We start from the raw sequence: 13,779 nt of genomic DNA on the forward strand, positions 1-13,779 counted from the left end.
CCGCCTTGACAAGCACCTCCGCGCCGTAGTCACACTCAGCTTCGGGGTGCCCCCACGCAACCCCCACAGCAATGTCGCCGCCAGGCGACGAGCCGCCCCCGACCTACTTCCCGACCCGATTCCCCACCCAACGCCCGATCTCGATCAACACCACCCCAGCCGCGGCACAGCAAACCGCCGTCAGCGTGTACCCGGCGTTGCTCGGATCCAGCTGAAAAACCTCCCGGGTCCACGGCAGCAAGAACATCAACGCCGAAACCACCGCCATAGCCCCCACCAGCGCGGCCTTCCACCACGTATAAGGCCGCGCGACCACCGCCAGCACCCACAACGCCAGCGCCATCAACGTCATCAACGCCGTAGTACTCGCCTGCACCTGCGCGGCATCGCTAGTCGCTCCCCCAGGATGAACCAGGATGTACGACACAAACGACGCCGCCCCGATCACCACCCCGGCCGGAACCGCCATCCGCAGCACCCGGCCGACGAACCCACTGCGCGCGCGATCGTTATTAGGCGCCAGCGACAGCACGAACGCGGGCAGACCGATCGTGAACCAGCCGACGATCGTGACATGCCGGGGCAGGAACGGGTACGGCATCGCGTCCAGCCCGATCAGCCCAGGCACGCCGACGATCAACGCCAGCAGCACCGAGTACACAGTCTTGGTGAGGAACAGGTTCGCGACGCGCTCGATGTTGCCGATCACCCGGCGGCCTTCGCCGACGACGTACGGCAAGGTCGCGAAAGCGTTGTCCAGCAACACGATCTGCGCGACCGACCGGGTCGCCGGGCTGCCCGCGCCCATCGCGACTCCGACGTCGGAGTCCTTCAGCGCCAGGACGTCGTTGACGCCGTCGCCGGTCATCGCGACGGTGTGTCCGCGAGCCTGCAACGCCGCGACCATCGCCCTCTTTTGCGCGGGCGTCGCGCGGCCGAACACCGCGGTGCCTTCCAGCTCGTCAGCCAGCTTGCCCGGGTCCTCGGACAGCGTCCGCGCGTCGACCGGGGCTTCGCCGCCGGGGAGCGCCAGCGCGCGGGCCACGCCGCCGACCGACACCGCGTTGTCGCCCGAAATCAGTTTTACCGCAACGCCTTGAGCGGCGAAGTAGTCCAGCGTCTCGCGGGCGTCGCCGCGGATTTTCTGCTCCAGCACGGTCAGCGCCACCGGCGTGACCTCGCCCGGTCCGTCCGGCGCGTCGACCGCGTTCGCCGCGCGGCCGAGCAGCAGCACCCGCAGGCCCTGCGCGCCGATCCGTTCCGCTTCCGCGCGTTCCTCCGATTCGGCGGGCAGCAGCACGTCCGGCGCGCCGAGTACCCAGTCGCCGTGCTCGCCGAACGCCGCGCCGCTCCACTTCCGCGCCGACGAGAACGGCACCACCGCGGTCGGCGTCCAGTCCGACGCGGCCGGGCAGCCCTCGGCGATCGCGACCAGGCTGGCATTCGGGCGCGGGTCGGCGGCGGCGAGCGCGGCCAGCACCGTCTCCGGCGCCTCGCCCGCGTCGTGCAGTCGCCGCAGCTCGGACAGGCGCATCGTGTTCTCGGTGAGCGTGCCGGTCTTGTCCGCGCAGACGACGTCCACGCGAGCCAGGCCCTCGATCGCGGGCAGCTCGTTGACCAAGCACTGCCGCCGCCCCAGCCGGATCACACCGACCGCGAACGCGACGGAAGTCAGCAGGATCAGGCCTTCCGGCACCATCGGGACGAGCGCCGCGACCATCCCGCGCAGCGCGGCGGGCAGCGCCTGCGAACCGGAAAGCTGGTTGTAGATCGACAGCGCGCCGGCCGGGATGAGCAGATACGTGATGACCTTCAGGATCTTGTTGATCCCGTTCCGCAGCTCCGAATCGACCAGCGTGAACCGGCCCGCCTCCTCGGCCAGCTTCGCCGCGTACGCCTCCGAGCCGACCTTCGTCGCCCGGTACGCGCCGTTCCCCGCCACCACGAAACTGCCGGACATGATCGGGTCTCCCGCGCGCTTCACCACCGGGTCCGATTCGCCGGTGAGCAGCGATTCGTCGACCTCGAGCGCCTCCGCGGCCAGCACCTCGCCGTCGACCACCACCTGGTCGCCCGCGCCGATCTCGATCACGTCGTCGGCCACGACCTCTTCCGGGGCCAGCTCGCTGCTGGTCCCGTCGCGCCGCACTCGCGGGCGCACCTGGCCGACGATCGCGAGCCGGTCCAGCGTCCGCTTGGCGCGCAGCTCCTGCACGATGCCGACGACGCTGTTCGCCACAATCACCCCGGCGAACAGCCCGTCCAGCAGGAAGCCGGTCGAGAAGATGATGACCGCGAGCACCGCGAAGATCGCGTTGATCCGGGTGAAGACATTCGACCGGACGATCTCCCACGCGCTGCGGCTCGTGCGCGAGGGCACGTCGTTGGTCCGTCCCGCGGCGACCCGCTCGGCCACCTCGGCCGCGGTGAGCCCGCGCGTGCTGTCCTGCGTGAGCAGGCCGTCATCCCCTGGCATGGGCTCGACCATACGCAGTTTCCGGGCGAACCCGTCGCGCCGCAGCCCTGGACGGGTCCGCCCGTTCGGGTGACTCGGCGCAGGTCACCGGCCGAGGCGGGACGCCCGGACCTCCCTGGTTTCGATCAGGTCGAGGTGCACCTCACGGCGCGCGAACCGCCACTCGCCGGTGGTCTTCGCGTAGCGGTCGAGGTAGCGCAGATGCCACACCGCGTCAGCGAATCGTCCGTCGCGCGGGCTGACGTGGTGGGCGACGCAGGCGATCCGTCCGCGTGCGGTCGCGGGATCGGCGCCGGGGTCGAAGACCGCGCCGGTGATGCCGTGGGCGGTCAGCGGCACGTCGTCCAGCACGGACGAGGCCGCTGCCACGCCTTCGGGACCGCGATGCTCCCGGACCGCGTCGAAACGGCGAGGCGGATCCGGCAGCACGAGCACCCCGTCGGCACCGAACAGCCGGGCGACCCCAGCGAAATCTCGCTCGTCGACGCGGGCGGCGCAACGGTGCACGAGATCGTGCAACGCGGCCCATTCCTCGACGGGGATCACCAGTCCCGCCACGGAATGATCGTGCGGACCGGGCCGGACAGCAGCACCCGCTCGGCGTCCGGATGCGGCGCGGGCTCCCCTTCCTTCTCCCGCTCGGCGATCTCACGGCTCACCTCGACCGGACCCTCGTCCAGGTACGGCAACTGGACCCGCAGCGAACCCGGCGCGCGTTCCTCTCCGGAGCCGATGTTCAACGTCGAATGCTGCTGCCTGCCGAGGAACGAGAACGTCCAGGCCCCGGCGACGCCCGGGCAGGTCAGCAGGTCGGGAATGCGCGTCCGGTCCTGCCACGCGAACTGCGCGTGCGCCTCGCCGCCATGCGGTTCGGCGAGTTCGGCGACCGTGACGTGCAGCCCGCGGTGCGGCCGGAACGGCAGCGCGTCCGCGGACAGCCGGATCCGCGGCGCGACGTACCCGAGCACCGGCGTGAAGAACCCCAGCAACGGCCGCCGCACGCCCGGAATCAGCGGCCCGCGGCCCCATTGAAACGAGTCTTCGCCGAGCTTGCGCCACTGAGCCACGCTTTCTTCGTACGGCGGGCGGAACCAGTACATCGCCACGTAGTCGACGCCGACCAGCTCCGGGCTCGCGGGCCCGTCGCCGGTCCAGGCCCAGCGGTCGCCGTGCGCGACGCCGGGGAGGCGAAGGTTCTCCGGCAGGTGGTCGAGCTGATGCCACTCGTTGTACTCGCGTTTCCGCGAAGGATCGGCCAGTGCGACGAAGGAGAAGAACGCTCGTTCGGACAACACTGGCCGAGCCTACGAACACTGGCGCGGCGCGGGCGGCGGTCGTCCCGGCGACCGGGACGGATTCAGCTCAGCCACTGCTTCGGCGGCGGGTACACATACCGCGCGATGGTGGTGCTCACCCAGCCGATGCAGAAGCCGCCGAACACCGGCAGCACGACCCGCACCTCGTCCCCGCCGCGGAGCAGGCCGGTGAGCAGGAAGACCAGCGCCCACGCGACCAGCAGCCCGGCACTGTAGGTCCAGTAGTTCCTCCGCATGGCAACCTCCCGACGCCCCCTTCGCCAGTGTTCCCCGCGCAGATCTCGATCGCAGGCCCACTGAGGTGGTTCCGGCGAGATTGAGGTCAGGCCCTGCCCGGCACCTCGATCAGGTCGAGGTCGCGGACGCAGAAGCCGTGGTGCTCGAAGGTCTCGTTGAGCACCGTGCGGAGGCACTGCCGCACCGAACGGCCCCGGGCGTACGGCGGCCAGACATCGTCGCCGGGCACCGGCGCCGGTGCGGCGAGCTGCGCAGCGGTGACCTCGTCAAGCCAGGCCTCGAGCTCGGCGGCCTGCGCGGTACGCACGCGCACGATCTCGTCGAGGGACGGATCGAGCGAGCGGTCCAGCCCGTGCGCTTCCCGGTAGGGCTCGACATCCGGCCCGATGCCCATCGGCGTGAACGGCTCCGTCGAGCCGAGACAGCAGCGGCGGAACCACGAGTCGTGGACGAAGACCAGGTGGCGCATCGTCTGCACCGCCGACCACTCGTCGTTCACGCTGCGCCGCTCGATGCCGGGCGTACGGCGGATCCGCTCGACCGTGGCGGCCCAGCCGGCATGGAGCTGCCGCGCTGCCTCGCGCAGATCGGCCGGGTCCTCGGAGCGGATCAGCACCCGCACCGGATACCGCCGGTCCAGCTCCGCCTCGACGTACTCGCTGACTTCGACCCCGTTCACCACGAGATTGGTGACGAGCCCGTCGATCACCGCGTCCTGCATGACGACGCCGATCAGGCGCGCCCCGGTCAGATCGCACTCGCGGAACTCCGCGTCGTGCAGGTCCTCGTCTACATACCGCTTCATGCTCCGCATCCTAGGTACGAGCACCGACAAAACCGGCCTCTCCGGCTTGGTTCGGCCGCACAAACGGTCTTTCGCTGCCTTTCGGCCGAAAACGAGAGCGTCGAAACGCCGCTATGCTCAATTCCGTGGCACCGAACGGGATTGTGCCTCCCGGCGGCAGCCACCGTACGGGCTTGCTGCTCGCGCTCCTCCTCGGTGCCGCAGGCTGCTCGTCCGCGCCGTCGCCTCCCCCGCCGCCGGGCCGCAGTTGCGGACTTCGCTCCGGTCTTCGTCCACAACTACCCCGGCGTCGCCGACCGTTTCGCCGGAATCATGGTCGCCTATCAGGCCAATCGAGCGCCCTGATCGGTCAGACCAGCACGCAGTCCCCGCATTTCGGACCGTCCCGATCCGGCGTCGCGCGATAGAACAGGCAGCAGCTGCGCCGCCGGAACCGACCGTTCTCCCGGGTCGCAGTACCAGCGAGCTCCGGCGATTCCTCCAGTGCGGCAACGATTCCAGCGACCCGTTCAGTCCACTCCGGACGCTCGGACCGCAACACCGTCACCGCCCCGTTCAGCGCCGAAGCGACATTCCCCCGCCGGACGTTCTCCGCCAGCGAGAACTGTGCCATCGCCTTGTCCAACCGCGCCAACGGACCACGCAGCACCCGTTCCGCGAAGGCAGCGACCACATCGGACTCAACCGGCGGATCTTCCTTCAAGGACAACGGAAACGCGCCGCCGAGCTTCGGCTGCCACCAAGCCGTCGAGTAGTCCGGAACCGCTCCCGCGCCGACCGCGAGACCTAACGCGGGCGAGATGATCCGCGCCGCCAGCCCGAGATGCGCGATCGACGCCGCGACGCGCAGTTCCACGAAATCGCCGCCGAGCACGGCACGGTTCTGCGCGATTCGTTCGCGCAGCACCGGGCCGTCGTCGAGTACCTCGGACAGCGGGTGCCAAGGCTCGGCCGGTTCCTCGGCCGGATGCGTGTCGACGGCGAAGAACGGGCCCAGTCCGGTCAGCGGGTTCACGCCTCGACGGTAACCGCGCGCCCGCGGTCCAGCACGCGTTCGGCGAGCGGGCCGAACACGAGCGCGATGGTCGCCCACAGGATGACCTGCGCCAGCACCGAGCAGAGCCGGAATCCGACGAGGGTGTCGGCGGGGAATCCGGGGTACACGATCTGGCCGTCCGGGCCCTTGAGCGGCAGCGGGGTTTCGCTGGCCTGCGGGCCGTACTCGGCGACGTTGCTGGCCAGCGACCCGAGCGACGGCAGCAACGCCATCAGGAGCGCGGACAGCACGACGAACCCGGCGCCCGCGACGAGCGTCGCGTTCCAGTTGCCCAGCCGCGGCGCGAGCCGTTTGCCCACGACCACGGCCGCGACCAGGAAGAGCACCGACGCGACGACCATCGTCAGGTACAGCCCGGTGCGCGCGCCGATGGTGGCCTCGTGCCCGACCGCCGGCGGGTTGGCCGGGTATTTCAGGAACGGCACGAGGTACAGCGACAGGAATCCGGCCCCGGCCACGAGCACCGCCAGCACCCGCGCGCGGATCCGGCCGACGCGGCCCAGCAGCACCGTGTAGGTCACCGCGAACAGCAGGCCCATCGCGACCCCGAAGAGCACCATGCCGAGCCCGATGCCGAGGTTGCCCTGCACGGCACGGCTGAAGATCTCGTGGCCCTCGTGTTCGCTCGGCATCCCGGCGGCTTTGTCGAGCGCCATCTGCGCCTCGTCGCGGCCGGATTCGTAGTCGATGGCCTCCTGGGTCAGCGGTTCGGCGAAGATCCGCGCGAAGACGAACGCCAGCAGTCCGCCCAGCGCTCCGGCGAGGAGGCCGCGCAGAATCAGCTTGTTCTGCATTGTTCGGTTGTCCGTTCCGGGCGCGTCAGTGGCAGGGGAAGCCGAGGAAGTGCCGCGCGTCGTGGACGAACTCGTGCACGTGCGTGTCGCTGCCGAAGATCGAGACCGCGCCCTGGTCGACGCCGATGAAGTAGTACAGCAGCAGCGCGCCGACGATCGTGGCGCCGAGCAGCAAAGCGGCTTTCGACACGGGCAAGACGACCGGGGTGGACCGGTCGGCCGGAATGGTGGCCATGGCTCTCCTTCGGGATGACGCGTCCCTTGCGGGTGGACCGACGACGGCTCCTCGACCTGACTCGCCCGGATGGGCACACAGTGGCGCGACCGTGCCGGAATCTCACCGGCTTCGGGAAGCCGTCGCGCGAGCAGCACGGTACGGCGGTGTCCGGCCGGTCGTCAATCGCCCGAGGGTCCGACGTGTCGGTTATCGCCTGGTTTGCGCAGCCGGTGTGCCCGGGGTCGCACCGAACGGAGCAAGACCGCTCACGCGGGGTCGCGGTAGAACGCCAGGTGCTCGGGGCACAGGTAAAGAGTGAGTCCCTCCGGCGTGTCGTAGCGGGACAGGCCGCCCAGTCTTCGTCCGGGTCGAGTTTGCCCATTCAGCGCGCGGAAGTCCGCGTCGGTCTTCGCGTGCGGTTCCGGAAGGTCGTCGTCGGACCGGTCCGGCCAGCGGCGCGGCGTGTTTCCGGACCCGGATGAGATGCTCCAGGTACGGCCCGGGCTTCGCGAACCACTCGTGCGGCCGCGAAACGGGGGACCCGCCCTTGTCGCCGCCAGGTGCCGGGTTCCTCGCAGCAGAGGTGGATTTCGTACGGCGAGCCGGTGATCCGCCGACGCGAGCCGTTGCGGGCCAAGGAAGGTTTCGGTGCCGGAATTGCTGTTCGGCCTCGTGTCGGCGGAGCGCTGCTCGCCGGAGCGATGGCATTCGAACTCGTGCTTGGGCGGCGTGCGCCCCAGCCGGGCGCGGAGGTTCCCGTAGTCGAACAGCTCCGGGGAGTCCAGCCCGCACCGGCACGGCACGCGGCGTGTGATGTCCAGACCGGGAAACCGTTCCGGAGACCGCCGAGCTCCGCCACCCTCGGCGGGACCTCCGTCAGCTGGAGCCCCCGCAGATCGAGCGTCGTCTCCCCGGCGCGAGCGCGGCGGTTCGCTTCCTCCATCCCCCTCGGGCGAGTCAATCGGGTTCGTGTGCGAAGCGTTGCGCGTCCGGCGGGGAAGCTATACCGTGCCTGAACTAGAACAGGTTATAGTTTCGGCGGTGCGCGGGACGAGGAGCGGACATGGCAGCCAGGGTGGCCCGGAGCAACGAAGCCGACTACGTGGTCGTCGGGTCGGGCAGCTCGGGAGCTGCCGTCGCGGGGCGACTCGCGGAGTCCGGGGCCAGCGTGATCGTGCTCGAAGCGGGCAAGAGCGACGAGCAGCTGCTGTTGCGCAAGCCGGGGCTGGTCGCGCCGCTGCACGCGGTGCCCCAGCTGAAGCGGATGAGCGACTGGGGGTTCTACTCGGTCCCGCAGAAACATGTTCTCGATCGGCGCATGCCGGTGCCGCGCGGGAAGGTGCTCGGCGGCTCCAGTTCGGTCAACGGGATGGTCTACGTCCGCGGCAACCGGGCAAATTTCGATTCCTGGGCGGCCGAGGGCAACACCGGCTGGGACGCCGACGGCGTCAACGCCGCGTACAAGCGCATGGAGGACTTCGAGGACGGCGAGAACGCCTTCCGCGGCGCGGGCGGGCCGATCAAGATCACCCGCAACAAGATCCCGCAGGAAGGGACGCTGCAGTTCCTCGACGCGACGGCCGACGCGATCGGCTGCGACATCATCGACGATTACAACGGCGAGTCGCAGGAAGGCGTCAGCCGGATGCAGCAGAACGCTGCCGACGGCCTCCGCTACAGCGCCTCGCGCGGCTACCTGCACCACCTCGCGCCCCGCACGCTTGAGATCCAATCACGCGTGTTCGTGCGGAAAGTGGTGATCGAGAACGGCCGCGCGACGGGGGTCGAGGTGACCGACGCCAACGGCAAGCACCGCACGATCCGCGCGGGCAAGGAGGTCATCCTCGCCGCCGGGTTCGTCGGGTCGCCGCAGCTGCTGATGCTGTCCGGGATCGGGCACGCCGAGCACCTGAAGGAACACGGCATCGACGTGCTCGCCGATCTGCCGGTCGGCGACAACCTGCACGACCACATGTTCCACGCGCTGACGTTCCAGGTGTCCTCGTGCAAGAACAAGGGCACCGCACCGTATTTCGCCCGCGGGATGGCGCGCGAGCTGCTCAAGCCGGGTTCGACGTTCCTGGCGAACTCGGTGTTCGAGGCGCTCGCGTTCCTCAAGACCTCGCAAGCGACCACGGTGCCGGACCTGCAGCTGCACCTGCTGCCGTGGGCGTACGTGTCGCCGAACCAGGACGCGCCGATCCGGCACCCGGTCGACAAGCGGCCGGCGCTGACCGTGCTCACCACGCTGATCTACCCGAAGAGCCGCGGCACGATCCGGCTCGCCTCGGCGGATCCGGCCGCGACACCGCTCATCGACCCGCAGTACCTCGCGGACCCGGCCGACCTCGAAGTGCTCGGCGAGGGGTCCGAGATGGTGCGCGAGATCTTCGCGTCGAAGGCGTTCAAGGGCTCGATCAACGAGGAGATCCACCCGGGCAAGCAGCTGCGCGGCCAGGAGCTGCGCGACGCCATCCTCAACCGCGCGACGTCGGTGTACCACGGCGTCGGCACCTGCCGGATGGGCGTGGACGACCTCGCCGTCGTCGGGCCGGACCTGAAGGTCCGCGGGGTCGACGGGCTGCGGGTCTGCGACGCCTCGATCATGCCGTCGATCACCGGCGGCAACACCAACGCACCCTGCATCATGATCGGCGAAATGGGCGCGCAGCTGGTTCTTTCCGGCAACTGAGAAGGAGCGGAAGACCATGACCCTCACCCCGGTCCGGCCCACCCGCCCGGCTTCGGCGACCGAAGAGTTCCTCCGGCAGCTCGTCGCGCGCGTGCCGGGCTCGGGCGGCGCGGCGTGGCCGCTCACCGAGGTCTACACCGGCGACGTCCTGGCGGATCTGCCGCAGTCGACGCCCGCCGACATCGAGCAGGCGTTCGCCACCGCGCGGGCGGCGCAGGCGAAATGGGCCGCGACACCGCTCAAACAGCGGCTCGCGGTGTTCCGGCGGGCGCATTCGCTCTTCATCGACCGCGCGCGCACCATCGCCGACCTGATCCAGGTCGAAAGCGGCAAAAACCGGCGGATGGCGATCGAGGAAACCTGCGATCCGCCGATGATCATGAGCCATTACCTGCGGCGAGCGCCCAAACTGCTGGCTCCGGCGCGGCGCGGCGGACCGGTGCCGCTGGTGTCTTCTTCGACCGAGATCCGGGTGCCCAAGGGCGTGGTCGGCATCATCGCGCCATGGAATTTCCCGTTCGCCACCGGCATTTCGGACGCGATTCCGGCGCTGATGGCGGGCAACGCGGTGGTGTTGAAGCCGGACAACAAAACGGCGCTGTCGCCGCTGTACGGCGTGCAGCTGCTCGAAGAAGCCGGGTTGCCGAAGGGCTTGTTCCAGGTCGTGTGCGGCGAGGGTCCGGACGTCGGCCCGACGCTCATCGGCCAGGCCAACTACGTGATGTTCACCGGCTCCACCGCCACCGGCAAGGTGATCGGCGAGCAGGCGGGCCGGAACCTGATCGGCTGCTGTCTCGAACTCGGCGGCAAGAACCCGATGATCGTACTGCCGGACGCCGACTTCGCCGACGCGGTGCCGGGCGCGGTGTTCGGCGCGTTCGGCAACACCGGGCAGATCTGCATGCACATCGAGCGGATCTACCTGCCGGAGTCGCGCTACGAGGAGTTCAAGGAAGCCTTTGTCGCCAAGGCTTCCTCGCTGGATGTGCGGGCGGCTTACGATTTCGGCCCGGAGATGGGTTCGCTGGTTTCGGTCGACCACATGAACCGCGTGAAGTCCCATGTGGACGATGCGGTCGAGAAGGGAGCCACCGTGTTGTGCGGCGGACGTCCCCGGCCGGACCTCGGACCGGCGTTCTTCGAGCCGACCATTCTGGAAGGCGTCACGAAGGACATGCTGTGCGGGGTCACCGAAACGTTCGGCCCGGTGGTCGCGTTGCATCGGTACCGGACAGTGGACGAAGCCGTCGAACTGGCGAACGACACCGACTACGGACTGAACGCTTCGGTGTGGGGCAAGGACATTCGCGCAGCTTCCGCGGTGGCTGCCCGGCTGGAGACGGGCAACGTCAACGTGAACGACAGCCTGGCGACGGCGTATGCCGCCAAGGGAACGCCGTCCGGCGGGGTGAAGACGTCCGGAGTCGGTGCCCGGCACGGGGATCAGGGGCTGTTGAAGTACACCGATGTACAGAACTTGGCAGTGCTGAAGAAGCCGGTGATGAGCCCGCGTCCGGGGCAGAAGTACGAGAAGTACGTGGAAGGAATGCTGTCCGGGCTGAAGATGATGCGGCGGCTCAGGATCCGGTAATGTCCGCAATGGACTGACGTACGATCTGGACCACTTTCCCGTCCGCTTCGGTCAGTCCGCTGAGCCTGGTCCGGCGCGTCAAGAGTCCGCCGAGGACCAAATCGACCAGTTGCGCGCCCACCTGCTCCGCCGACACCGGGCCTTCCGGGTCGAACCACGTCCACGCCCATTGCGCCGAGCCGAAGATCAGCAGACTCTGCACCTCGACATCACACGCGCGGAACTCCCCCGACGCGATCCCCGCGGACAACGTGGCCCGCACCAGGTCGAGGTATTCCGCGCGCATCCGGCGGCCCTCGGCCATCGCCTCGTGGTCGGCGAGCCGGACGACCTCGCGCTGGAACGCGACGGTCGCCTCCCGGTCGACCACCTGGTACAGCACGAACGCGTACAACAGTCCGGCCAGCTGCTGGGTCGGCGTCGCGAGGCGCTCGCGGATCAGCGCGGCCTCGGCGAGCCTGCGGCGCATGTACGACTCGTGCAGCGCGGCGAGCAACCGGTCCTTCGTGCCGAAGTGGTGCACGATGGTGCCCTTCGACAGCCCCAGCTCGCCGGCGATGTCGGAGAAGTTCGCGGCGTCGTATCCGCGTTCGGCGACGTAGCGGGTGAACGTCGCCAGGATGTCCCCGGCGCGGCCTTTGGGTGGCATCGGCCCACTGTAACCGAATGTTTGACCACTGACCGTCCGTACGGTTACCTTCGTCGTGGTCCCCGGCGACGAAGGAGTCTCGGCATGGCAGCGAGCTTGGCGCAGTGGATTGCCCGGCGCAGCACCGTCACCCCCGAGTCGGTCGCGCTCGTGGCCGCGGAGACCGGCGAGCGGATCACCTACGCCGACCTCGAACACCGGGTGGCGCGGCGGGCCGCGGCGCTTCGTGAGCTGGGCGTGCGCAAGGGCGACCGGGTGGCCTTGCTGGGGTTGAATTCCACCGGCTACCTCGAAACGCTCTTCGCGGTGGCCTGGCTCGGCGCGATCACGCTGCCGATCAATTTCCGGCTCGCGGCGGCCGAAGTCGAGTATCTTCTGGAAGACGCCCGGCCGGTGGTCGTGGTGCACGACGACACCTTCGCCGCGCTCGCTCAGGAAGCCTCCGGCGGCCGAATGCTGGTCAACAACAGCCAACTGTCCCAAGAGGACCGCGTCGAACCCGAACCGACCGGACCGGACGACGTCGCGGTGCTGATGTACACCTCCGGCACCACCGGACGGCCCAAGGGAGCCATGCTCACCCACGGCAACCTGGAGGCGAACGCGATCAACGTGCTCACCTCCGGGGAAGGGCTGCTCCCGTCCGACATCACGCTGACGGTCGCCCCGTTCTTCCACATCGGCGGACTGGCGCTGTTCACCCTGCCTTTGCTGTACGCGGGCGGCACTGTCGTGGTCGCGGGCAAGTTCGATCCACAAGAGACACTCGCGTTGATCCAGCGCGAGAAGGTCACCGTCCACTTCATGGTGCCCGCGATGTGGGCGGCGATGACGCAGGTCCCGGACTTCGATTCCTACGACCTGTCGCGGCTGCGCTACCTGCTGTGCGGCGGCGCGCCGTGCCCGCTGCCGGTGATCGAGTTCTACGAGGGCAAGGGACTGACCTTTGTGGAGGGTTTCGGGATGACCGAACTCTCCCCCGCCGCGCTGGTGCTGGAATCGGCGTTCGTGCGCTCGCACGCCGGGTCTGTGGGACGGCCCTTCCTGCACGTCGAGGCGCGAATCGTGGACGAACGCGACGACGACGTGCCCACCGGGACGGTCGGCGAACTGGTGCTGCGCGGCCCGAACGTCTTCGCCGGCTACTGGGGCCTGCCCGAAGCGAGCGCGGAAACCCTGCGCGGCGGCTGGTTCCACTCCGGCGACCTCGCCCGCTGCGACGCCGACGGCTTCGTGACTTTGGTGGACCGCAAGAAGGACATGATCATTTCCGGCGGCGAGAACGTCTATCCGATCGAGGTCGAACAGGTGCTGCACCGGCATCCGGAGATCGCCGACGTCGCGGTGATCGGCGCGCCGGATCCCCAGTGGGGAGAAACTGTGATCGCGGTGGTCGTGCCCGCCGGTGACGCGCTCGACGGGGACGCGGTGATCGCTTACTGCCGGGAACGGATCGCCGCTTTCAAGTGCCCCCGCCGGGTCGAGATGGTCGCCGAGCTTCCCCGCAATGCCACGGGGAAGCTGCTCAAACGCGAACTCCGGGCCCGGTATACGGACTCGGCCGAATCGGTTTCCCGCTAAGGGTTTCAGCGAGTCTCTTCGAGGGCCAGGTAGTCCTGGATGATGCCGACGTACTCGCTGCGAAGCGGTTCCGCCTCCAGATAGCCCATATGCGCCGCACCAACTTGAGTGATGTGCTCGGAGTCCGGAATTCGGTATCGCCGCGCAGTTCGCGGCCGTAGGTGCGGTCGAGCACATTGCCGGGCAGAGGCGTATTACTCGACCCGGGCGATGAGATTCCCCTAGAACCGGAGGTACATCGCGGCATGGATCTCCTGGCTGGACCCGTCGGCCAGTTCAAGGTGGAGGGCCTGCTGCTGAAACACCTCGTCACCGTTGCAGTCGTTGTGCTGTCTCAAAACAGTCATCAACGCTGTTGACTGTC

General features: G+C 68.9%; 14 protein-coding genes. 3 read left to right on the forward strand and 11 right to left on the reverse strand.

Annotated features, from left to right (window positions below):
• Positions 1 to 103: 103 nt before the first annotated feature.
• The 9 genes from ACZ7SW_RS45690 to ACZ7SW_RS45730 form a co-directional block, all read right to left on the reverse strand.
• Positions 104 to 2,476: an HAD-IC family P-type ATPase gene (locus tag ACZ7SW_RS45690; protein ID WP_470236639.1), complete on the reverse strand. Its 2,373-nt coding sequence runs from the start codon at positions 2,474 to 2,476 to the stop codon at positions 104 to 106.
• A gap of 84 nt (positions 2,477 to 2,560) precedes the next feature.
• Complete coding sequence (locus ACZ7SW_RS45695; protein WP_470236640.1) at positions 2,561 to 3,034, reverse strand: nuclear transport factor 2 family protein; 474 nt, start codon at positions 3,032 to 3,034, stop codon at positions 2,561 to 2,563.
• The gene (locus ACZ7SW_RS45700; protein WP_470236641.1) at positions 3,019 to 3,771 is read right to left on the reverse strand and encodes a hypothetical protein; all 753 of its coding nucleotides are present in this window, start codon (positions 3,769 to 3,771) and stop codon (positions 3,019 to 3,021) included. Before ACZ7SW_RS45700 ends, ACZ7SW_RS45695 begins: the two co-directional genes overlap by 16 nt.
• A gap of 62 nt (positions 3,772 to 3,833) precedes the next feature.
• Entirely contained in the window at positions 3,834 to 4,028 is a 195-nt protein-coding gene (locus ACZ7SW_RS45705; protein ID WP_470236642.1) for a hypothetical protein, read from the reverse strand.
• A gap of 86 nt (positions 4,029 to 4,114) precedes the next feature.
• Entirely contained in the window at positions 4,115 to 4,834 is a 720-nt protein-coding gene (locus ACZ7SW_RS45710; RefSeq protein ID WP_470236643.1) for a DinB family protein, read from the reverse strand.
• A 349-nt stretch (positions 4,835 to 5,183) separates the two neighbouring features.
• Complete coding sequence (locus ACZ7SW_RS45715) at positions 5,184 to 5,849, reverse strand: (2Fe-2S)-binding protein (RefSeq protein WP_470236644.1); 666 nt, start codon at positions 5,847 to 5,849, stop codon at positions 5,184 to 5,186.
• Positions 5,846 to 6,685, reverse strand: a complete 840-nt coding sequence (locus ACZ7SW_RS45720) for a CbtA family protein (RefSeq protein ID WP_470236645.1) — start codon at positions 6,683 to 6,685, stop codon at positions 5,846 to 5,848. Before ACZ7SW_RS45720 ends, ACZ7SW_RS45715 begins: the two co-directional genes overlap by 4 nt.
• A gap of 25 nt (positions 6,686 to 6,710) precedes the next feature.
• Positions 6,711 to 6,920 carry a CbtB domain-containing protein gene (locus ACZ7SW_RS45725; protein ID WP_009077103.1) on the reverse strand — a complete coding sequence of 70 codons (210 nt, stop codon included), beginning with the start codon at positions 6,918 to 6,920 and terminating at the stop codon, positions 6,711 to 6,713.
• 248 nt (positions 6,921 to 7,168) lie between these two features.
• Positions 7,169 to 7,705, reverse strand: coding sequence for a hypothetical protein (locus ACZ7SW_RS45730; protein WP_470236646.1), 537 nt, complete (start codon positions 7,703 to 7,705; stop codon positions 7,169 to 7,171).
• Positions 7,706 to 7,965: 260 nt separating this feature from the next.
• Between ACZ7SW_RS45730 and ACZ7SW_RS45735 the strand changes: the two genes are divergently transcribed.
• Both ACZ7SW_RS45735 and ACZ7SW_RS45740 read left to right on the forward strand, forming a co-directional pair.
• Positions 7,966 to 9,594: a GMC family oxidoreductase gene (locus ACZ7SW_RS45735; protein ID WP_470236647.1), complete on the forward strand. Its 1,629-nt coding sequence runs from the start codon at positions 7,966 to 7,968 to the stop codon at positions 9,592 to 9,594.
• Between the two features lie 16 nt (positions 9,595 to 9,610).
• Positions 9,611 to 11,185: a succinic semialdehyde dehydrogenase gene (locus tag ACZ7SW_RS45740; protein WP_470236648.1), complete on the forward strand. Its 1,575-nt coding sequence runs from the start codon at positions 9,611 to 9,613 to the stop codon at positions 11,183 to 11,185.
• On the opposite strand, the gene ACZ7SW_RS45745 is transcribed toward ACZ7SW_RS45740, so the two are convergent.
• Positions 11,172 to 11,834, reverse strand: coding sequence for a TetR/AcrR family transcriptional regulator (locus tag ACZ7SW_RS45745; RefSeq protein WP_470236649.1), 663 nt, complete (start codon positions 11,832 to 11,834; stop codon positions 11,172 to 11,174). The genes ACZ7SW_RS45740 and ACZ7SW_RS45745 overlap by 14 nt on opposite strands.
• A gap of 84 nt (positions 11,835 to 11,918) precedes the next feature.
• Between ACZ7SW_RS45745 and ACZ7SW_RS45750 the strand changes: the two genes are divergently transcribed.
• Positions 11,919 to 13,415, forward strand: coding sequence for an acyl-CoA synthetase (locus ACZ7SW_RS45750; protein ID WP_470236650.1), 1,497 nt, complete (start codon positions 11,919 to 11,921; stop codon positions 13,413 to 13,415).
• 221 nt (positions 13,416 to 13,636) lie between these two features.
• On the opposite strand, the gene ACZ7SW_RS45755 is transcribed toward ACZ7SW_RS45750, so the two are convergent.
• Positions 13,637 to 13,762: a hypothetical protein gene (locus ACZ7SW_RS45755; protein ID WP_470236651.1), complete on the reverse strand. Its 126-nt coding sequence runs from the start codon at positions 13,760 to 13,762 to the stop codon at positions 13,637 to 13,639.
• Positions 13,763 to 13,779: the final 17 nt, after the last annotated feature.

The organism is Amycolatopsis sp. NPDC114484 (genome assembly GCF_055633755.1).